Source organism: Amaricoccus sp., assembly GCF_017993425.1.
GTDB lineage: Bacteria > Pseudomonadota > Alphaproteobacteria > Rhodobacterales > Rhodobacteraceae > Amaricoccus.
Genome location: NZ_JAGOMQ010000019.1, coordinates 22,897 through 43,483 on the forward strand (window position 1 = coordinate 22,897; position 20,587 = coordinate 43,483).

At 71.9% G+C, this 20,587-nt stretch carries 18 protein-coding genes; 7 read left to right on the forward strand and 11 right to left on the reverse strand.

The window, feature by feature from the left end; all coding sequences use genetic code 11:
* Positions 1-77 precede the first annotated feature (77 nt).
* Entirely contained in the window at positions 78-407 is a 330-nt protein-coding gene (locus KBB57_RS10685; RefSeq protein ID WP_290749703.1) for a GTP cyclohydrolase I, read from the forward strand.
* Between the two features lie 285 nt (positions 408-692).
* Positions 693-1,700: a glycosyltransferase family 2 protein gene (locus tag KBB57_RS10690; protein WP_290749706.1), complete on the forward strand. Its 1,008-nt coding sequence runs from the start codon at positions 693-695 to the stop codon at positions 1,698-1,700.
* Positions 1,701-1,939: 239 nt separating this feature from the next.
* On the opposite strand, the gene KBB57_RS10695 is transcribed toward KBB57_RS10690, so the two are convergent.
* The 4 genes from KBB57_RS10695 to ilvA form a co-directional block, all read right to left on the reverse strand.
* Positions 1,940-4,486, reverse strand: coding sequence for an FAD-dependent oxidoreductase (locus tag KBB57_RS10695; protein ID WP_290749710.1), 2,547 nt, complete (start codon positions 4,484-4,486; stop codon positions 1,940-1,942).
* Positions 4,487-4,496: 10 nt separating this feature from the next.
* Complete coding sequence (locus KBB57_RS10700) at positions 4,497-5,318, reverse strand: alpha/beta hydrolase (RefSeq protein WP_290749713.1); 822 nt, start codon at positions 5,316-5,318, stop codon at positions 4,497-4,499.
* Between the two features lie 3 nt (positions 5,319-5,321).
* Positions 5,322-5,558 carry an Lrp/AsnC ligand binding domain-containing protein gene (locus KBB57_RS10705; RefSeq protein WP_290749716.1) on the reverse strand — a complete coding sequence of 79 codons (237 nt, stop codon included), beginning with the start codon at positions 5,556-5,558 and terminating at the stop codon, positions 5,322-5,324.
* 91 nt (positions 5,559-5,649) lie between these two features.
* A complete protein-coding gene (gene ilvA, locus KBB57_RS10710; RefSeq protein ID WP_290749719.1) occupies positions 5,650-6,909 on the reverse strand; it encodes a threonine ammonia-lyase IlvA in 1,260 nt (419 codons plus the stop codon).
* A 126-nt stretch (positions 6,910-7,035) separates the two neighbouring features.
* Here ilvA and KBB57_RS10715 point away from each other — a divergent pair, with 126 nt between their 5' ends.
* Entirely contained in the window at positions 7,036-8,166 is a 1,131-nt protein-coding gene (locus KBB57_RS10715; protein WP_290749722.1) for an alpha/beta hydrolase, read from the forward strand.
* Between the two features lie 82 nt (positions 8,167-8,248).
* Here KBB57_RS10715 and KBB57_RS10720 read toward each other — a convergent pair whose 3' ends face one another.
* On the reverse strand, positions 8,249-9,349 hold the full coding sequence (locus tag KBB57_RS10720) for a sugar-transfer associated ATP-grasp domain-containing protein (protein ID WP_290749725.1): 1,101 nt from the start codon (positions 9,347-9,349) through the stop codon (positions 8,249-8,251).
* 187 nt (positions 9,350-9,536) lie between these two features.
* Between KBB57_RS10720 and guaB the strand changes: the two genes are divergently transcribed.
* Entirely contained in the window at positions 9,537-10,991 is a 1,455-nt protein-coding gene (guaB, locus tag KBB57_RS10725) for an IMP dehydrogenase (protein WP_290749850.1), read from the forward strand.
* An 816-nt stretch (positions 10,992-11,807) separates the two neighbouring features.
* On the opposite strand, the gene KBB57_RS10730 is transcribed toward guaB, so the two are convergent.
* The gene (locus KBB57_RS10730) at positions 11,808-12,146 is read right to left on the reverse strand and encodes a DUF2794 domain-containing protein (RefSeq protein ID WP_290749728.1); all 339 of its coding nucleotides are present in this window, start codon (positions 12,144-12,146) and stop codon (positions 11,808-11,810) included.
* 132 nt (positions 12,147-12,278) lie between these two features.
* Here KBB57_RS10730 and KBB57_RS10735 point away from each other — a divergent pair, with 132 nt between their 5' ends.
* The gene (locus tag KBB57_RS10735) at positions 12,279-13,862 is read left to right on the forward strand and encodes a gamma-glutamyltransferase family protein (protein WP_290749731.1); all 1,584 of its coding nucleotides are present in this window, start codon (positions 12,279-12,281) and stop codon (positions 13,860-13,862) included.
* A gap of 66 nt (positions 13,863-13,928) precedes the next feature.
* Here KBB57_RS10735 and hspQ read toward each other — a convergent pair whose 3' ends face one another.
* Positions 13,929-14,285, reverse strand: a complete 357-nt coding sequence (gene hspQ, locus KBB57_RS10740; RefSeq protein WP_290749734.1) for a heat shock protein HspQ — start codon at positions 14,283-14,285, stop codon at positions 13,929-13,931.
* An 89-nt stretch (positions 14,286-14,374) separates the two neighbouring features.
* Between hspQ and KBB57_RS10745 the strand changes: the two genes are divergently transcribed.
* Positions 14,375-15,259 carry an AEC family transporter gene (locus KBB57_RS10745; protein WP_290749737.1) on the forward strand — a complete coding sequence of 295 codons (885 nt, stop codon included), beginning with the start codon at positions 14,375-14,377 and terminating at the stop codon, positions 15,257-15,259.
* A 446-nt stretch (positions 15,260-15,705) separates the two neighbouring features.
* Here KBB57_RS10745 and KBB57_RS10750 read toward each other — a convergent pair whose 3' ends face one another.
* The 4 genes from KBB57_RS10750 to KBB57_RS10765 form a co-directional block, all read right to left on the reverse strand.
* Positions 15,706-16,188, reverse strand: coding sequence for a GreA/GreB family elongation factor (locus KBB57_RS10750; protein WP_290749740.1), 483 nt, complete (start codon positions 16,186-16,188; stop codon positions 15,706-15,708).
* Positions 16,189-16,451: 263 nt separating this feature from the next.
* On the reverse strand, positions 16,452-18,101 hold the full coding sequence (groL, locus tag KBB57_RS10755) for a chaperonin GroEL (RefSeq protein ID WP_290749743.1): 1,650 nt from the start codon (positions 18,099-18,101) through the stop codon (positions 16,452-16,454).
* Between the two features lie 39 nt (positions 18,102-18,140).
* The gene (gene groES, locus KBB57_RS10760) at positions 18,141-18,455 is read right to left on the reverse strand and encodes a co-chaperone GroES (protein ID WP_290749746.1); all 315 of its coding nucleotides are present in this window, start codon (positions 18,453-18,455) and stop codon (positions 18,141-18,143) included.
* Between the two features lie 152 nt (positions 18,456-18,607).
* Positions 18,608-19,315 (reverse strand): hypothetical protein, encoded by a 708-nt coding sequence (locus tag KBB57_RS10765; RefSeq protein ID WP_290749749.1) that lies wholly within the window; start codon positions 19,313-19,315, stop codon positions 18,608-18,610.
* Between the two features lie 156 nt (positions 19,316-19,471).
* On the opposite strand from KBB57_RS10765, the gene leuB reads away from it, so the two are divergent.
* Positions 19,472-20,584, forward strand: a complete 1,113-nt coding sequence (gene leuB, locus KBB57_RS10770; RefSeq protein ID WP_290749752.1) for a 3-isopropylmalate dehydrogenase — start codon at positions 19,472-19,474, stop codon at positions 20,582-20,584.
* Positions 20,585-20,587: the final 3 nt, after the last annotated feature.

Consider the following 20,587-nt stretch of genomic DNA (forward strand, 5'->3'; position numbering starts at 1 on the left):
ACCGGGAACCTGCCCCACATCTTCTGCATCCAATGCGCGAGGCGCCGTCGCCGGCGCGCCACTACCGGAGGCTGCCGATGACTGCGAGCGCACGCATGCTGGACCAAGGGGGGACGCCGATCCCGTTCGAACGCCGCCGGCCGGAACGGGCCGAGGCGGAAGCGGCGTTCCGGACGATCATTCACTGGACGGGCGACGATTCCGAGCGCGACGGCCTGACCGAGACGCCGGCGCGCGTCGCCCGGGCCTTCGAGGAGTTCTTCGCGGGCTGTCGCCAGGATCCCGCCCTTGTCCTCCGGAAGACCTACGGGGAGATCAAGGGCCGCGACGAGACCGTCATGCCGCGGCGGCGCCCGCTGAGAGCCTCGGCCTCACCTCGGCCGAGCTTGCCGCCATCGACGTCCTGATCGCCCGAGGCGACGCGCCCGACCGGACGTCGATGCTGCGGACGCTCGTGCTGCGCGCGCTCTCCGCCGAGGGGGTGATGTCGGGCAATGCGGCGCCCCGCCGCCGATCGCGAGGAGGCGCCGGGCGCACCGAGCTGAGCTGGGCTCGGCGGGCTCGACGGCGCGTCATGGGGGCGCGCCCCCAGGGCGACGCTCCAACGCGAGGCGATCACGGGGCGGTCGTACGAGTTGCAGACGCCGGCTCCGCGGGTGCAGAATGGCGCCGCGGCGGTTCGGGGAAGCGCAATGACCGTGACGGGGGAGGCGCCGCTCGTCAGCGTCGTGCTGCCGGCCTTCGATCGCGCGAAGACGGTCGGGGCGGCGATGGGGAGCGTGCTGCGCCAGACCTGGCGCGACCTCGAGCTGATCGTCGTCGACGACGGTTCGGCCGACGACACCTTCGAGGCGGCGCGGCGGGTTGCGGACGCCCGGACCCGGGTGATCCGCTCGGATGCGAATCTCGGCGCGGGGGCCGCGCGCAATCTCGGGATCGCGGAGGCCCGCGGCCAATGGGTCGCGTTCCAGGACAGCGACGACGAGTGGCTGCCGCTGAAGCTCGAGAAGCAGATGGCGCGGCTGCTCGCGCCGGACGCCGGCTATGTCGGGGCCTATTGCGGGATGGCGATCCTCGGCGCGCCGGGGGCGGGGCGGTTGCGGCCGCGCTATTTCCCCGGCGACGACGCGGACCTCTACGAGCAGGATCGGCTGGCGATGTTGCTGCGCCGGCGGCTGCCGTGGCTGGCGCGGCCGCGGCCGGCCGTGCTCGAGGGCGACCTGGTCGCGCCGCTCCTGCGCCGGAGCCTGATCTCGACGCAGACCTTCGTCGCGCGCCGCGACCTTCTGCGCGAGGTCGGCGGCTTCGACCCCGGGCTCCGCGTCATGATCGACCGCGACTGCGCGCTGCGGCTCGCGGCCCGGGGGCCGATCGCCTTCGTGGACGAGCCGCTGGTGTTGCAGTGGCTCTCGCCGAACAGCATCAGCGCCGACCGCGGCCGCTGGCTGCCGAGCCAGATCCGCCTGACCGAGGCCCATGCGGCGCTGCTGGAGCGCCATCCGGCCGCCCATGCCTGGCTCCACTACGCCATCGCCGGCGGGCAGCGCCGCGCGGGCGACCTCGACGCCGCCCGCGCGGCCATCGGGCGCGCCTGCCGGCTGCGGCCGTGGAGCCTGCGCTACCGGGCGATGGCGCTCGGCCTGCGGCTGCGCGCCCTGCTGGCCGCGGCCGGGGGGGCGAGCCGGCGCGACGGCGGCTGAGCCACGGCCGAGGCCGCCGATGCTCGCTTCGCCGCGCAGGGGGTTGATTTTCGCGCCGGATCTGGCATTCGCCCCGGCGACGTGCGCCAAGACACGCGAGCAGCACCCAAGGGCAATCCCCGTGCGACTCCGTCGCCTCGCCATCCAATGGCGGATAGTGGCGTCATTCCGAGCGACTTCAAGGCGCCGGGCTCAGGCCGAACATTTTTGCTCTGCAAGGCAGGCAGGAGCGCCGCCGGTCAGCTCCGCATCCGCAGGCCCTCGGGGTCCCAAGGGGGCGCGAGCGCGATGTGGGCGGGGCGGCGGACGCCGAGGATCTCGACCTCGAACATGCCGTCGCCGGCCTCGATCGAGAGCTCGGCCGGCAGATAACCCTGGGCGAGCGACAGGCCGACCTCGTGGCCGTAGCCGCCGGAGGTGACCCAGCCGGCGACGCGCCAGGCGCCGTCGCGGCGGCCGTCGGGGTGGGAAACGGCGGCGCCGGCGGCGTCGAAGCGGTCGGGGCCGGTGCCATGCGGGGCGGCGACCGCGCTGAAGTCGCGGCCGGTGCGGGCCCAGATCGGCTCGTCGCCCATCACGTCGGCGTCGGCGGCGTCGATGACGAGGGTGACGCGGCGCAGGCGCGGGCCCTCGGCGGCCTCGCGGGCGGCGGCCTCGCGGCCGATGAAGGCGGACTTGTCGAGGTTCACGAACCGCTCCATCCCGCCCTCGAAGGGGCCGTAGATCGGGCGCAGCTCGGCGAACCAGGTCGGGAAGCCCTTCTCCAGCCGCATGGAGAGCAGCGCGCGCATCCCGAAATCGATGAGGCCGTGCGGCCGGCCGGCGTCGAGGATGGCGAGGTAGAGCGTGCGCAGGTAGCAGGGCTCGACCCAGATCTCATAGCCGAGCTCGCCGGTGTAGGAGAGCCGGTTGACGAGGGCAGGGCAGCCGGCGACGTCCATGGCGCGGTGGTCCATGAAGCGGAAGGCGGCGCCGGAGACGTCGGCGTCGACCAGCGCGGCGAGCAGGTCGCGCGAGAGCGGTCCGGCGATCATCAGCCCGACGAGCTTCTGTCCGAGGCGCTCGACGCGGACCGAGCCGTCGGCTGGCAGGTGGCGCTCGAACCAGCGCATGTGGTGGATCTGCGCGGCCGAGGAGCCCCAGACGTAGAAGCGGTCGGGGGCGGCGCGGGCGATGGTGAAGTCGCCGATCAGCTTGCCGGCCTCGTTCAGCATGGGCGCGAGGACGATGCGGCCCACGCGGGGCATGACGTTGGTGAGGAGCCCGTTCAGCCAGTCCTCGGCGCCCGGGCCGGTCACGGCGTATTTGGCGAAGTTGGCGATCTCGGTGACGCCGACGCCGCCGCGGACGGCGCGGACCTCGTTGCCCACGTGCTCGAAGTCGTTCGAGCGGTGGAAGGAGAGCGCATCGCGCGGCTCGACGCCCGCGGGCGCGAACCAGAGCGGGACCTCGAGGCCCCAGGTGACGCCCATAACCGCGCCCCGGTCGCGGGTCATGATGTCGTAGAGCGGCGTCGTCTGCGCGGGGCGGGCGGCGACAAGCTCCTCGTTGGGGAAGCGGATCGAGAAGCGGCGGGAGTAGTTCTCGCGCACCTTGGCGTTGACATAGCGCAGCGTCGTCCAGTCGCCGAAGCGGGCGACGTCCATGCCGAAGACGTCGTGGCCGGGGTCGCCGGTCGTCATCCAGTTCGCGAGAGCGAGGCCGACGCCGCCGCCCTGGCTGAACCCCGCCATCACCGCGCAGGCGCACCAGAAGTTGGTGAGGCCCTGCACCGGGCCGACCAGCGGGTTGCCGTCGGGGGCGAAGGTGAAGGGGCCGTTGATCACCTGCTTGATGCCGGCGTTCTCGATGGCGGGGAAGTGGCGGAAGCCGACCTCCAGCGAGGGCGCGATGCGGTCGAGGTCGGGCTGCAGCAGCTCGTGGCCGAAGTCCCATGGCGTCGCCAGCGGCGACCACGGCTTCGCCGCCTTCTCGTAGGTTCCGAGCAGGATGCCGTCGCGTTCCTGCCGGGTGTAGATCTCGCCCTTGAAGTCGATGACGCCGACCAACTCGCGCCCCGTCGCGCGGTTGTAGGCGGCGACCTCGGGCATGGGCTCGGTGAGCAGATACATGTGCTCCATGGCGAGGAGCGGCAGCTCCAGCCCGACCATGCGGCCGACCTCGCGTGCCCAGAGGCCGCCGGCGTTGACGACGTGCTCGGCGCGGATCGTGCCGTGCTCCGTGACGACGTTCCACATGCCGTCGGGGTCCTGCGTCAGCTCGACGACGCGGTTGCGCAGGAGGATGGTCGCGCCGAGCTTCTGGGCCGCCTTGGCGTAGGCGTGGGTGGTGCCGGAGGGGTCGAGATGGCCCTCGACCGGGTCCCAGAGCGCGCCGACGAAGTGCGAGGGGTCCATCAGCGGGAACATCGCCGCCGCTTCGGAGGGCGTGATGATCTCGGTCTCCATGCCGAGGCAGCGGCCCTTGGCGTGGGCGAGGCGCAGGAAATCCATGCGCTCGGGGCTGTCGGCCATCATCACGCCGCCGGTCAGGTGCAGGCCGCAGCTCTGGCCGGACAGCGCCTCGAGCTCGCGGTAGAGGCCAACCGTGTAGGCCTGGAGCTTGGCGACGTTCGGGTCGCCGTTGAGGGTGTGGAAGCCGCCGGCGGCGTGCCAGGACGAGCCGGAGGTCAGCTCGGAGCGCTCGATCAGGGTGACGTCCGTCCAGCCGGCGCGGGCGAGGTGGAAGAGCACCGAGCAGCCGACGACGCCGCCGCCGATCACCGCAACCCGCGTCTCCGTGCGCATGGGCGCTCCTTCAGGCGAGAACCGCGGCGACGAGGTCGGAGTCCGGGTCGGTCAGCGCCTCGATGACGTCGAAGTGGTGGCGGCCGGGGTCGATCGTCTGCTCCATCTCGGCGCGGAGCCCGGTCCAGATGTTGGCGAGCAGCGTCGACTGGCGGATGAACTCCGGGCGCTCGGCGTCGCCGACCCAGACATGGGCGCGCGTCCCGGCGCGCGGATAGAGGAGCGCGGGGCTCTCGGCCGCGGCCTCGCCGGGGTCGAGGCGGAGGTCGGCGTTCATGGCGAGGCGCAGGAGCGGGCGGAGGTCGTGCAGGCCGCTGATCGAGACGACGCGGTCGACGCGGGCGGCGACCCGCTCGGGCAGCGCGCTGCCCTCGCAGGCCTGGCGGGTGACGAGGTGGCCGCCGGCAGAATGGCCGACGAGGACGATCCGGCCCTGGATCGCCGCGGCGATCTGGGTGACCGCCTCGCCGATCGCGGCGGTGATGGTCGAGATGCGCGCGGCGGGGGCGAGCGGGTAGCTCGGCATGGCGACGACCCAGCCGCGGGCGAGCGGGCCGGCGGCGAGGTGCGAGAAGGAGCTGCGATCGAAGCGCAGCCAGTAGCCGCCGTGGACGAAGACGACGACGCCGGCGGCCGGCCCCTCCGGCATGAAGATGTCCACCGTCTCGCGCGGGTCGCGGCCGTAGGGCAGGCCCTCGCGGCGGCGGTCGGCGGCGAGGTCGGCGCGGAAGGCGGCGGCGGCCTGCCGCCAGCGCTCGGGCCAGGCCTCGCCGTCGGGGATGTGCGGCGTGTTGGCGTAGGCGTCGTCCCAGTCGACGATCTGCCCGGACATGACTCAGAACGCCTTGAAGGTCATCGTCGTCAGGCTCCGCTCAACATGGGGGATGTCGCGCAGCCGCTCGTTGACGAAGCGGCCGACGTCCTCGCCGTCGGGGATGTAGACCTTCATGATCAGGTCCCAGTCGCCCGAGGTGGAATAGAGCTCCGAGGCGAACTCGCGGTCGTAGATGGCGTCCGCCGCCTCGTAGGTCCGCCCCGGCCGGCAGCGGAGCTGGATGAACACGCAGATCATGTGAAGCCTCTCCCCGCGTGGGCCGGAGATTGCCCCGGGCCGGCGGTGTTTCGCAACGCAAATCTCCCGGCGCGATGTGTCGAGTCGGGGGTCAGATGATCAGGCTGGTGATCACGGTGTCCTCGGTGATGTCCTGGAAGGAGAACCCGGCGGCGCTCATGCGCGCCTCCAGCCCGTCGAAATCGGCGCGGCCGTGGCTCTCGATGCCGAGGAGGACGGAGCCGAAGTTGCGGGCGGACTTCTTGAGGTACTCGAAGCGGCTGATGTCGTCGTGGGGGCCGAGGGTGTTCAGGAACTCGCGCAGCGCGCCGGGGCGCTGCGGCAGGCGGAGGATGTAGTACTTCTTGCGGCCCTCCCAGCGCAGGGCGCGCTCCTTGACGTCGGGCAGGCGCTCGAAGTCGAAGTTGCCGCCGGAGACGACGGCGACGACGGTCCGGCCGGTGAGGTCGAGGTCGCGGAGGGCGTCGATGGCGAGGGCGCCGGCGGGCTCCAGCACGATGCCCTCGACGTTGAGGAGGTCGACCATGGTGCCGCAGATGCGGTCCTCCGGAGCGATCAGCACGTCCTCGGGCGCGAAGCGGCGGAGCTCGGCGAAGGTCAGGTCGCCGATGCGCGCCACCGCGGCGCCGTCGACGAAATTGTCGACCTTCGGCAGCGTCACCACCTCGCCGGCCTCGAGCGCGGCGCGCAGGCTCGGGCCGCCGGCCGGCTCGACGAAGCGGAAGCCGGTGGCGGGCGAGAGCGCGGAGAAGGCGCGCACCATGCCGGCGGCGAGGCCGCCGCCGCCGACCGGCAGGACGAGGAGGTCGGGCGTCGTCCCCTCGGGCAGCTGGTCGAGGATCTCGAGCGCGCAGGTGGCCTGGCCCTCGATGACGTCGGCCGAATCGAACGGCGGCAGGAAGGTCGCGCCCGCCTCGGCGCAATAGGCCTGCGCCGAGGCCAGCGTCGCGTCGAAGTAGTCGCCGACGAGGCGGATCTCGACCTGGCCGCCGCCGAACTGCCGGGTCTTGTCGATCTTCTGCTGCGGCGTTGTCACCGGCATGAAGACGACGCCCTCGGTCCCGTAGTGGCGGCAGGCGAAGGCCATGCCCTGGGCGTGGTTGCCGGCGGAGGCGCAGACGAATCGCCGCCGCGTCGGGTCGGCGGCCAGCGCCTTGCGCATCGCGTTGGCGGCGCCGCGGATCTTGTAGGAGCGAACCGGGCTCAGATCCTCGCGCTTCAGCCAGATCTCGGCGCCGTGGCGGGCGCTGAGGTAGTCGTTCCGCTGCAGCGGCGTCGGGTCGAAGATCGATCGGAGCTCGGCCTCGGCGGCGCGGACGGCGGCGGTGAAGTCCGGGGGGGCGGCTGTCATGGCGCGCCCGCTAGCACGGCCGGCGCCGGACCGCCAGTGCGCCGCGCGGGCGCGCCGGCCCCGCTGGCGCGCCGCGCCGGTCCGGCCTAAGACTCGCTCCCGACGACCCGGGGAGGGGCCCGCCCGATGACGCTGCTGACACGCCGACGCTTCGCCTCGCTCGCGGCCGCCGCCGGCCTCGCCGCCGGTTGCGCGCCGCGCGGCGCCATCACCATGGCGTCGCCCCCGCCCGGCCTCGACGGGACGATCGCCCATATCGTCGTCGCCACCTCGCGGCGCGAGGTCGAGGGCCAGCCGATCTTCACCCGGGCCCGCGCCACGCCGCCCACCTTCGCGACCTTCGACGTCTGGGTGCCGCCGGAGCACGCGCTCGGCTCGGTCACCTTCCCCGAGAAGCAGCCGCCGAACTTCGCGACCGATTTCGTCACCCTCGGCGCGCGGCGGCTGTCGGGCGAGGCCGCGTTCATCCGGGCGGTCAACGACTCGCTGGCGGCGAACCCGCAATACGAGGGCCGCGCCAGCCTCTTCGTCCACGGCTACAACACCAACTTCGCCGAGGGCCTCTACCGGCACGCGCAGATCTACACCGACTATGGCAAGCGGGCCGCGCCGGTGCAGTTCGCCTGGCCCTCGGCGGCCTCGGCGAAGGGCTACGTCTACGACCGGGAGAGCGTGCTCTACTCCCGTGACGCGCTCGAGCAGACCATCGCCGCGCTGGCGCGGACCAACGCCCGCGAGATCAACCTCATCGCGCACTCGATGGGGTGCCTCCTGATGATGGAGACGCTGCGCACCATGGCGCGCATCGGCTATCCGGAGGTGTTCTCGCGCATCAACGCGGTGCTCCTGCTGTCGCCCGACATCGAGATCGACGTGTTCCGTATCCAGGCCCCGCCGGTGATCGCGCGGGGCGTGCCGATCTTCGTCGTGGTCTCCACCCGCGACCGGGCCCTGATGCTCGCCATGATGGTGCGCGCCGAGCGGACGCCGCGCGTGGGTTCGATCTCCTCGCCGGAGGAGCTCGGCATCGACGACGTGACGGTGATCGACCTCAGCAACGTCAACGCCGGCGGCGGCATGGGCCATTTCGCGCTCGCCCGCTCGCCGGAGCTGATCGAGCTGCTGCGCGGGCTGCGCGAGAACGGCATCGACGTCCTCGACGAGTCGCGCCAGCGCGGCCTGTTCGAGACCGGGGTCTCGCTGATCCAGCGGGGCGCCGACCTGCTGGTCGAGCCGCTGTCGCCGATGGGACAGTGAAACCGGACCGGGGGCGAGCGCCTCGGGCGAGCGCTCTTTCCCACGCAGCAAGCGGTGTCGGCAGATCGCCCCCCGCCGCGGATCAGGACCAGACGTCCTTGCGCGTCATCTCCTTGTAGCGCTCCAGACCGAAGGCGCCGAAGCAGGGGCCGAGGGCCATCTCGATCAGGCGGGTCTCGGGATGGGCGGTGTTGAACTCCATCACCTTCACCGCGCCGCTCGCGTCGAGCACCGCGTCCCAGCCGATGAAGCCGAACTGCGGCAGGCGGTCGTGGAGCGCGAGGCAATGCCCGATGATCCGGGGATACTCGGGCAGGACCAGTCCGTCGAAGGCCTGGCCGGTCTCCGGATGCCGCGGAATGCGCCGCCAGTCGTCATCGACCGCGAAGGGCGCGAGCGTGCCTGCCGCGTCGAGGATCGGGACCTCGACCGAATCCTTGCCGATCGCCCGCGCGTCGCCGAATCCGAGGCGGACGAAGGCCCCGACGAGCTGCGGCGCCGCGCCCGCCACCTTGCCGGTGGCGACGCGGATCGTCGCCACCGCGGCGGGCGACAGCGGGTCGAACCACTCGGCCTGGCGGATCACCTGCTGCACGGCGAAGTTGCCCTGGCGCTCGACGCGGTCGAGGTCGAAGCTCTCGCGGGTCTCGAAGGTGACGCCCCTGCCCCAGATCGTGTGCTCGGCCTTGAGGCAGACCTCGTTGGCCGCCTCGCCGAACAACATCCCGGGGACGCAGCCGCGGCTGACGCGGGCGCCGGAGACGTCGAACCACTCGCCGCCGACGAAGTAGCCGATGTCGGGCATCGAGGCGTCGCCGAGCAGCCGGCGCTGCAGGGTGCGGGCCTGGCAGATCTTGTGGTAGGCGCCGTTGAGGAAGGGGATCGCCACGGACTGGAAATAGTCCTCCGGCACCCATCCCTCGCGGAAGCTGCCGTTCCACACCGCGTAGAAGTGCAGCCACGGCGACCAGGCGGCGTCGCCGAAGACGTCGCGGGCGTAGTCGCGGATGCGCCGGACCTCGCGCTCGGGCAGCGGGCGCACGTCGCCGGTGGCGAGCAGCCGCGCCATGTGGCGGTCGACGTCGGATTCGACCCAGAGCTGGAAGGCCTTGGCGCGGCTCTTGTCGCGCGTCCGGTTGACCAGCCGCTTGTAGGGACCCTTGAAGCCTGCGGGGCTGCGCATGACGGACGACCTCTGTGCCGGGATGCCCGGCGGCCGCAGGGCTTTACCATGCGCGCCGCCGGTCTTCCATTCTGTCTCCGCCAACGCGGCTAACGGGACCTTGATCCAGGTCACCCCCGCCCTTCCCTTTTGGGGCGGCGCGTGGAATAGGGGCGCCATGGTCGCCGGCTGCGCGGGGGAGTTCGCCATGGAATTGCGCGAGGCGCTGACCTTCGACGACGTGCTGCTGGTGCCGGGGCCCTCGGAGGTCCTGCCCGCCGCCGCGGACACCCGGACCTTCCTCACCCCCGCCATCGGCCTCAACATTCCCCTCGTCTCGGCGGCGATGGACACGGTGACCGAGGCGCGGATGGCGATCGCCATGGCGCAGGCCGGCGGGCTCGGCGTCATCCACCGCAACTTCGACGTCGAGGCGCAGGCGGCCGAGGTGCGGCGGGTGAAGCGCTTCGTCTCCGGCGTGGTCTACGCGCCGGTGACGCTGACCCCCGGCCAGACCCTCGCCGACGCCAAGGCGCTGCAGGAGCGCTACCGGATCACCGGCTTTCCCGTGGTCGACGACCGGGGGGTGGTGGTCGGCATCGTCACCAACCGCGACATGCGCTTCGCCACCGACGACGCGACGCCGGTCAGCGCGATGATGACGGCCGAGAACCTCGCCATGCTGCGCGAGCCTGCCGACCTCCGCGACGCGAAGCGGCTGATGGAGGCGCGGCGGATCGAGAAGCTGCTGGTGACCGATTCCGGCGGGCGGCTGACCGGGCTCCTGACCATCAAGGACATCGAGCAGGCGGTGCTGAACCCCTTCGCCACCAAGGACGAGCTCGGCCGGCTGCGGGTGGCCGCGGCCTCGACCGTGGGGGACGCGGGCTTCGAGCGGTCGATGGCGCTGATCGACGCGGGCGTCGACGTGGTGGTGATCGACACGGCGCACGGGCATTCCCGCGGCGTCGCCGACGCGGTCGACCGGCTGAAGCGCGAGAGCAACGCCGTGCAGATCGTCGCCGGCAACGTCGCGACCGCCGAGGCGACGAGGGCGCTGATCGGCGCCGGCGCGGACGCGGTCAAGGTCGGGATCGGCCCGGGCTCGATCTGCACCACCCGCGTCGTCGCGGGCGTCGGCGTGCCCCAGATGACCGCGATCCTCGACTGCGCCGGGGCTGCCGCCGAGAGCGGGGCCACGATCATCGCCGACGGCGGCATCAAGTTCTCCGGCGACTTCGCCAAGGCGATCGGCGCGGGCGCGCATTGCGCGATGGTCGGCTCGATGCTCGCCGGCACCGACGAGGCCCCGGGCGAGGTGTTCCTCTACCAGGGCCGCAGCTTCAAGTCCTACCGCGGCATGGGCTCGCTCGGCGCGATGGCGCGCGGCTCGGCGGATCGCTACTTCCAGAAGGAGGCCTCGGCCGACAAGCTGGTGCCGGAGGGGATCGAGGGCCAGGTCCCCTACAAGGGCCCCGTCGGCGTCGTGCTGCACCAGCTGGTCGGGGGCTTGCGCGCTGCGATGGGCTACACCGGCATGGGCGCCGTGGCCGCGATGCGCACCGGCTGCCGCTTCGTCCGCATCACCGGCGCGGGCCTGCGCGAGAGCCACGTCCACGACGTTCAGATTACCCGGGAGAGCCCGAACTACCGGATCGGGTGAGTTCTGGAAAATTCGCGCGACTACAGGAACTTATTTTGGAATGATCAAGGCCGACCGTTAAGGGACGCTAACAGAGCCTTAACTGAACGTAGCGGAACGATACCGGAACCAACCAGAGCAAACTGAAGCATATTCGCCGGGTCATGCTTCAGGTGCGCAGAACCATCTCGCGCGGTTTTTCCTTCTGTTCCGACGGGGCGGTCCCCGTAGCCGCACCGCGAGCCATGCGGGGTGCCGCATGCCAAAGGCTTGGGGACCTGCCGATGCCGGATGAAAGGATCGGGGCGGCGGTGACGGGCGGGCTGCCAACTGGCACAAGGCCGGCGCGCTGGTTCGGCTCTCGCTCGTCCAGGGGGACGAACTTCGGTTCGTCAGCCAGTTCCAAGGCGCGAAGTCGGGGCTCAGGTACGACCCCGACGCGGGAACGGTGGTTCGGCTGTCCTGCTCGGCGACCGGCATGGCCTGGCTATCCCAGCTTTCAGAAGAGGAAGCCCTCAGGAAGATCTATCGGCAAGGGATCGGCCAGCCTGACGAGTTCGGCCCGGCCGCTCCGACCTGGGTTGACGAACTGAGGACTGCCCCGCCGAGGCTCGCGAATGCGGCTGGGCGCGTCGGTCGACGAAACCTCGGCGCTGGGGACGGCAGCCCTTGCCGCTCCGATCAACGGCGAGGAAAGCAAGAAGCCCGTGGGGGTCGTCAGTATCGCAGGCCGGAATGTGCTGCTGACCGAGGCACGACGGCGGGAGCTGTCGGCTGACCTGCTCGTCGTTAGCCGGGAGCTGGCACATGGCGCGGTCCAATCGGCGCTCAATAATATCAGATCGCGCGGATCAGCTTGCGCTCCAGCACCCGCAGCACCTGGCGGAGGTCGCCGCCGCGGCGGAGGATGCTTCCGTCCATGCCGATGACGGCGTACTCGCCCTGGCGGCCGGCGAGCCGCGGGCGTTTCTCGATGCGGTAGAGCGGGTGCTCGGCGGTGTGGCGAAAGACCGAGAACACCGCCGCCTCGCGCAGCATGGCGATGCCGTAGTCGCGCCACAGCCCGGCGGCGACGAAGCGGCCGTAGAGGTCGAGGATGATCGCGAGCTCGCGGCGGTGAAAGGCTACGCGGTCGGGATAGCTCGGGAACGGGGCGATCTCGGCGCTGTGGACCATGGCCCGAGCATGGCGGCGGCCCCGGGCTTTGGCAAGCGCCGGCGCGTGGCCGGGGAGCAGCGAGACGAAACATGGTTGCCAAGCCCGGCTGCGGCCGGTTGACTGGGGTTTCGAACCACGAGCCGGATCCCCTTGCGCGACTTCCAGACCCCCGGGCGCTCGCTCGTCTACGCCGCGAACGGCCTCTGCGCCGCCTCGCACCCGCTGGCGGCGCTGACCGCGGTGCGCCTGCTGCAGGAGGGAGCCAACGCCGTCGACGCGGCGATCGCCGCCGCCCTCGTCCTCGGGATCGCCGAGCCGCACATGACCGGGATCGGCGGCGACCTCTTCGTGCTGCTGAAGCCGCCGGGGGAGGAGCGCATCCTCGGGCTGAACGGCTCGGGTCGCGCCCCGGCGGGCCTCGAGGCCGCCGCGCTCCGCGCCGCCGGGCACGCGGTCGTGCCCCCGGACGCGGCCGCGGCCGTCACCGTCCCGGGAGCGATCGACGCCTTCCTGCGCCTCTCGGCGGAATGGGGCCGGATCGGCCGCGAGGCGACGCTCGCGCCGGCGATCCGCGCCGCCGAGGCGGGCGTGCCGGTCGCGCCCCGCGTCGCCCTCGACTGGGAGACCGAGGCCCAGCGCCTGCGCGGGGACGCGCGGCGGTTCTACCTCCTCGACGGGCGCGTGCCGCGGGTCGGGCAGACCTTCCGCGCTCCCGGGCAGGCGGAGGTGCTGCGCCGCATCGCCCGCGACGGCCGCGCCGGCTTCTACGAGGGCGAGGTCGCCGAGGACATGGTCGCCTCGCTGCGCGCCCTCGGCGGCGCCCACACGCTCGACGACTTCGCGGCGACGCGCTGCGACTGGGTCGAGCCGGTCGCCGGTCCCTATCGCGGCCACGAGATCGTCGAGATCCCGCCTAACGGCCAGGGCGCGACGGCGATCCTGCTGGCCGGCATCCTCGGGCATTTCGACCTCGCCGCGCTCGACCCGCTCGGCGCCGAGCGGGCGCATCTCGAGGCCGAGGCGACGAAGCTCGCCTACGACGCCCGCGACCGCTTCATCTCGGACCCGTCGCATCCGGGGATGCGCGTCGACCGGATGCTCGCGCCGGAGACGGCGGCGGCGCTGGCGGCGCTGATCGACCCGGGCCGCGCCATGGCGGACCCGGCGCGCGCCGCCGGGGCGGTGCATCGCGAGACGATCTACCTGACGGTGGTCGACCGCGACCGCATGGCGGTGTCGCTGATCTACTCGATCTATCACGGCTTCGGCTCGGGTCTCGCCTCGGCGCGGTTCGGGATCAATTTCCAGAACCGCGGCGCCGGGTTCACCCTCGCCGAGGGCCACCCGAACGAGGCCGGACCGGGCAAGCGGCCGATGCACACGATCATCCCCGGGATGCTCCGGCGCGAGGGACGGCTGGTCATGCCCTTCGGGGTGATGGGCGGGGCCTACCAGCCGACGGGGCACGCGCGGCTGGCGTCGAACCTGCTCGACTTCGGCATGGACCCGCAGGCGGCGATCGACGCGCCGCGGAGCTTCGCCCGCGACGGCGTGCTGACGCTGGAGGCGGGCTACGCGCCCGAGGTCGCGGCGGCGCTGGAGGCGCGCGGCCACCGGGTGGCGCGCGCCGCGAGCCCGATCGGCGGGGCGCAGGCGATCGTCATCGATGAGGCGCTGGGCGTGCTGGTCGGGGCGTCGGACCCGCGCAAGGACGGGTGCGCGCTGGGGTATTGACGCCCCGGGTGCAGGTGAGCTCTCGGGAGAGGACTCAGGCGAGGATGCGGGCGCGCTGCGCCGCCGTCAGTGCAGGTGGCCCTCGACCGCGTAGCGGCGGCCGCCCTCGTCGAGGGGGCCGAACATCTCGGCGACCTCGGGGTGATCGACCGGCTCGCCCGAATCGTCGCTCACGAGGTTCTGCTCGGAGACGTAGGCGACGTAGTAGGTCGTCTCGTTCTCGGCCAGCAGGTGGTAGAACGGCTGGTCCTTGCGCGGACGGCTCTCCTCGGGGATGGATTCCCACCATTCCTCGGTGTTGTTGAAGCTCGGGTCGACGTCGAATATGACGCCGCGGAACGGGTGCACCCGATGCCTCACCACCTGACCCAGGGCGAACTTCGCCGTCGTCTCCATGTCCCACGCGCCCGCATGACTGACCATCGACCATCATACAAGCAGGCGGGCGCCCTGTCCATCGAGCCCCCCGAGTTTTTGCCGCAGTGCGGTAAACGGGCAAGGGCGCGGCGCGGATGAGCCTTCTCCTGCAGGTGGTGGAGGTGGTCGCGCCGGTGTTCCTGATCCCGGCGATCGGCTATGGCTGGGTGCGCTGGCTCGGCTGGGGCTACGACGTCGAGTTCGTCAGCCGGCTGGCGATGACGCTGTCGCTGCCCTGCCTGGTCTTCATGGCGCTGATGCGGAGCCACGTGGAGCCGGCGCTGCTGCGCGACACGGTGCTGGCGGCGCTCGTCACCTATGTGCTCGTCGGCGGGGTGGTCTGGGGACTGCTGCGCGGGCTCGGGCTCGACATCCAGACGTTCTGGGCGCCGGTCACCTTCGGCAACACCGGCAATCTCGGGCTGCCGATCGCGCTCTTCGCCTTCGGGCAGACCGGGTTCGACATGGCGGTGGTGATCTTCGCGGTGATGGCGATCGTCTCCTTCACCTTCGGCGTGTGGGTGGTGGCGGGCGGCGGCAACCCGCTGACCGCGGTGCGCGAGCCGCTGGTCTGGGGGTCGGTGGCCGGGGCGGTGTTCCTCGCGACGGGCTGGAGCGTGCCGCCGGTGGTCGGGACCTCGCTCGACCTCGTCGGCCAGATGGCGATCCCGATGATGCTGATCACGCTCGGGGTGGCGATCTCGCGGCTGCAGCCGCGGGCGCTCGGGCGGGCCTTCTGGCTCTGCCTCGCCAAGCTCGCGATCTGCATCGCGGCGCCGCTGGCCGTCGGGCTCGCCTTCGGCCTGCCGAAGCTGCCGCTGGGGGTGCTGGTGCTGCAGGTCTCCACGCCGGTGGCGGTCACCTCCTACATGCTGGCCAACAAGTACAACGCCCGCCCCGACGAGGTGGCCGGGCTCGTCGTGGTCTCGACGCTCCTGTCGATCGTGGCGATCCCGGCGACGCTCGTCCCCTTCCTCTGAGGGCGCGGGCTGCGGGGGTGTTCACGCGTGAACACTGGCTAAGCCATTGATTTCGCGTGAGGGTGGGTTAACGGGGGGTGAATGTCCACACTGCGCGACGATGGAGAGGAAGCCCGGCCCGAGGCTGGCCGCGACGCCGACGCCAGACGGATTTGACCCGTGGCAAATCCGTCCGCGATCGCCCCTGCGGGGGGCGAGCGCGTTGCCGCGCTCGCCGGGGCGATCACGGACGGATTGCGCGGTGCGTGGAAATCTGGACCCCCCACGGCCTCCGCGCCAATGCGCTCCGGCCGTCGGCGCGGCGAAAGCCGTGCTTTCGCCTGTCGCGCCGGGCCTCGCGGGCAAGCCCGCTTCGGTCGGTCGGTCGGCGCGCGCGCGCCCCGTGGATCCAGCAGAGCAGACAGGTGTCGTGCAGTGTGGTGAATGTCACGTCGGCGCGGGCGGGCTCAGTCCGGCGGGGCGTTCTCCACCGCCAGCACCTCGAGATCGGCCGGCCGGCCGCGCAGGGTCACGGTGACGACGTCGCCGGGGCGCGCGCCGGTCAGCGCCCGCGCCACCGGGGCGACGTAGGCGATCGTGCCGGCGGAGGGGTCGGCCTCGTCCTCTCCGACGATCGTCACGGTCCGCCGCTCGCCCTCGGGGTCGAGATAGGTGACGACGCTGCCGAACTGCGCCGCCGGATCGGCGGGATCGGGCGCGGTCGGCCGGGCCGTGGCGCGGCGGAGCGCCCAGTAGCGCAGGTCGCGCCGGAGCCGCGCCTGATGGGTCTCGTCGGGCCCGGCGGCAAGCGCCGCCTCGATCCCGGCGACCTTCGCCTCGATCCCGCGCAGTCCGCGCTCCGTCACCAGGTTCGGCGCCGCGCTGACCGGCAGCTCCGGCAGCGCCTCGGGGCGGTCCCCGTCGTCTTCCTTCACGAAGGCCCGGCTCACGATCCTCTCCTTCCGCGTCGCTCGGGCGGGAGGTAGGCGCCGTCACGTCCGCCCGCAATCCTCGTGTCGCTCGGAGGGGCAGTGCGGCGAGGTCTTCTCGAAGACGTCCGCCCCGGAGACACGAGGTCTTGGACTCGGCCGCCAAGGCTCGCGTTCAGGAGCGTGAGGCTCGCGGCCGCAGCCGCGCTCCGTCACGCGCGAAGGTCAAAGGAAACGGGGGGCGCGAGGCCCCCCGTTCCGTCGTCATGGCCTGAAGGCCGGGATCACATCATCCCGTCCATGCCGCCCATGCCGCCCATGCCGCCGCCCATGCCGCCGGCCTGGCCCTTCGGCTCCGGCTTCTCGGCGATCATGGCCTCGGTGGTGATGAGCAGGCCGGCGACCGAGGCGGCGTCCTGCAGCGCGGTGCGCACGACCTTCGCGGGGTCGATCACGCCGAACTTGAACAGGTCGCCGTATTCCTCGGTCTGGGCGTTGAAGCCGAAGTTCGGATCGGCCGACTCGATGATCTTGCCGACCACGACCGAGCCGTCCACGCCGGCGTTCTCGGCGATCTGGCGCAGCGGGGCCTGCAGGGCCTTGCGCACGATCGCGATGCCCGCGGTCTGGTCGGAGTTGTCGCCGGTCACGCCGTCGAGCTTCTTCGCGGCGCGCACGAGCGCCACGCCGCCGCCGGCGACCACGCCCTCCTGGACCGCGGCGCGGGTCGCGTTGAGCGCGTCGTCGACGCGGTCCTTGCGCTCCTTCACCTCGATCTCGGAGGCGCCGCCGACGCGGATCACCGCAACGCCGCCGGCGAGCTTCGCGAGCCGCTCCTGCAGCTTCTCCTTGTCGTAGTCCGAGGTGGTCTCCTCGATCTGCGCCTTGATCTGGCCGATGCGGGCCTCGATCTCCGGCTTCTCGCCGGCGCCGTCGACGATGGTGGTCTCGTCCTTGGTGATCGACACCTTGCGGGCGCGGCCCAGCATGTCGAGCCCGACGTTCTCGAGCTTCATGCCGAGATCCTCGGAGATCACCTGGCCGCCGGTCAGGATCGCGATGTCCTGCAGCATGGCCTTGCGGCGGTCGCCGAAGCCCGGCGCCTTCACCGCCGCGACCTTCAGGCCGCCACGGAGCTTGTTGACCACGAGGGTCGCGAGCGCCTCGCCGTCCACGTCCTCGGCGATGATCAGGAGCGGCTTCTGGCTCTGGATCACCGCCTCGAGCAGCGGAACCATCGGCTGCAGCGACGAGAGCTTCTTCTCGTGCAGCAGGATGACGGCGTCCTCGAGGTCGGCCACCATCTTGTCGGCGTTGGTGATGAAGTAGGGCGAGAGGTAGCCGCGGTCGAACTGCATGCCCTCGACGACCTCGGTCTCGGTCTCGAAGCCCTTGTTCTCCTCGACGGTGATGACGCCCTCGTTGCCGACCTTCTGCATCGCGTCGGCGATCTGGCGGCCGATGGCCTCCTCGCCGTTGGCGGAGATGGTGCCGACCTGGGCGACTTCCTCGGAGCCGGAGACGGTCTTGGACTGCGCCTTGATGTCCTCGACGACGATCGCGACGGCCTTCTCGATGCCGCGCTTCAGGTCCATCGGGTTCATGCCGGCCGCGACCGACTTCATGCCTTCCTTGACGATCGCCTGGGCGAGCACGGTCGCGGTGGTGGTGCCGTCGCCGGCCTCGTCATTGGTCCGCGAGGCGACCTCGCGCACCATCTGCGCGCCCATGTTCTCGAACTTGTCCTCGAGCTCGATCTCCTTGGCGACGGTGACGCCGTCCTTGGTGATCCGCGGCGCGCCGAACGACTTGTCGATCACGACGTTGCGGCCCTTCGGCCCGAGGGTGACGCGGACCGCGTCGGCGAGGATGTCCACGCCCTTCAGCATGCGGTTCCGGGCGTCGGTGTTGAACTTTACCTGCTTGGCAGCCATTCCGGTTGCTCCTTGAAATCTGGTGTCTGGCGGGACGGATCAGGCGGCCTTGGCCTTGGCGGCGCCGGCGGAGATCGTGCCGAGGATGTCGCTCTCCTTCATGATCAGGTAGTCCTCGCCGTCGAGCTTGACCTCGGTGCCGGACCACTTGCCGAAGAGGATGCGGTCGCCCGCCTTGACCGACATCGGGATCAGCTCGCCCGAGTCCTTGCGCGCGCCCTCGCCGACGGCGACGACCTCGCCCTCGGACGGCTTCTCCTTGGCGGTGTCGGGGATGATGAGGCCGCCCTTGGTCTTTTCCTCGCCTTCGATGCGGCGGACGAGCACGCGGTCGTGCAGGGGGGTGAAGTTCATGGAGTTCCCTCCTCGGGTTCTGGCGTTCCAAACCTGTCGGCGGCGCGGGTGTCGTTAGCACTCGCCGCCGATGAGTGCCAACGTGCGCGCTAGGTATTGAGCGCCCCCCCGCCTGTCAAGGGACGAGGTTGCTCGCGCAACGATCTCCGGGATCAGTTGGCCGCGGAAAGGCCGAGCGCGAGGCCGACGACGCGGCCGCCCGCGCCGGTGTAGATCGCCGTCTGCGCCTTCGCGCCGCCGGCCGCGTCCGGAACGCCGACCGCGTAATGGACGTGGCCGCGGGGCCCGGGTTTCGCCTCGCCGAGCGAGGCGCGCAGCTCGGCGAGGCGCGCGCCCGGGCCGGGAATGCCGGCCTCGACGCCGTCGAGCGCCGCGGGCGCCGGCGGGCAGGTCCCCGCGCCGCGCTCGTCCTGCGGCTCGACGGCGATGCGGGTGAGGGGCTGGGCGTCGGTGGCGCCGTCGGCGATGAACCAGAAGATCGCGGGCCTGCCGCCGGCCGCGCCAGCGAAGCAGAGCCAGGCCGCGGGCGCGCCCTCCGGCCCGCCCTGGTCGAGCTTCCCGCCGAAGGCGCGCGCCACCTCGGCGAGCGTGCTCTCGCCCAGCGTCCAGTCCATGCCGCCAGCGCGGATCCCGGCGAAGAGCGGCGCGCCGGGCGCGGCCGCGGCCGGCGGAAGCTGCGGGACGGCGTCCGCCGGGGTGAGCCGCTCCGGCGCGGGGGCCGGCTTCGCCACGGCGCCCGGACGCGCGGCGGCGGCGGGTTGCGTCTCCGTCCCGGCTCCCGCCTGCGGCGTCGTCTGGGCCGGCGCGAGTCCCGCCGTCACGAGCAGCAGCGCGGCCCCTGCGATCACGCCCTTCGTCATCCTTCGCCTCCCGAAAGAAGTCGTGCCGCTCCGTCGCATATCCCGCCGCGGCCGACCAGCCGCTTTCGACGCGCCCGCCCTGCGCCCGCCCGGGGGCGGCTTGACCGGGACGCCCGCCGCGGCTAGGCCGCGGTCGAAAACCGCGAGGACCCTCCCGTGACCAACCGCAGCCTTCTCATCCTGCCCGGCGACGGGATCGGCCCCGAGGTGATGCGCGAGGTGCGCCGCATCGTCGACTGGATGGGCGAGAGGCGCGGCCTCGGCTTCGACGTCGAGGAGGACCTCGTCGGCGGCTGCGCCTACGACGCCCACGGCGCGGCGATCTCCGACGCCACCATGGCGCGCGCGCTCGAGGTCGACGCGGTGATGCTCGGCGCCGTCGGCGGGCCGAAGTGGGACGGCGTGCCCTACGACGTCCGTCCCGAGGCGGGGCTCCTGCGCCTGCGCAAGGACATGGAGCTCTTCGCGAACCTCCGCCCGGCCAAGTGCTTCGACGCGCTGGCCGACTTCTCCTCGCTGAAGCGCGAGCTGGTCGAGGGTCTCGACATCCTGATCGTGCGCGAGCTGACCGGGGGCGTCTACTTCGGCGAGCCGAAGACGATCACCGACCTCGGCAACGGCCAGAAGCGCGCCATCGACACGCAGGTCTACGACACCTTCGAGATCGAGCGCATCGCCGCCGTCGCCTTCGAGCTGGCCCGCGTGCGGCAGAACCGCGTCTGCTCCATGGAGAAGCGCAACGTGATGAAGTCGGGCGTCCTCTGGAACGAGGTCGTCACCGCCACCCACAAGGCGCGCTTCGCCGACGTCGAGCTCAGCCACATGCTCGCCGACGCCGGCGGCATGCAGCTGGTGCGCGCGCCGAAGCAATTCGACGTGATCGTCACCGACAACCTCTTCGGCGACATGCTCTCCGACGTCGCCGCCATGCTGACCGGCTCGCTCGGGATGCTGCCCTCCGCGTCGCTCGGCGCGCCCGACCCCAAGACGGGCCGCCGCCGCGCCATGTACGAGCCGGTCCACGGCTCCGCCCCCGACATCGCCGGCCAGAGGAAGGCCAACCCGATCGCCTGCATCCTCTCCTTCGCCATGGCGCTCCGCTACTCCTTCGACGCCGGCGCCGAGGCGGACCTCCTCGAGGCGGCGGTCGAGAGGGTGCTGGCCGACGGCGTGCGCACCCCCGACATCATGGGCGACAGCGGCGGCACGCCGGCCACGACCATCCAGATGGGCGACGCCATCCTCGCAGCCCTCGACGCCAGCCTGTGACCG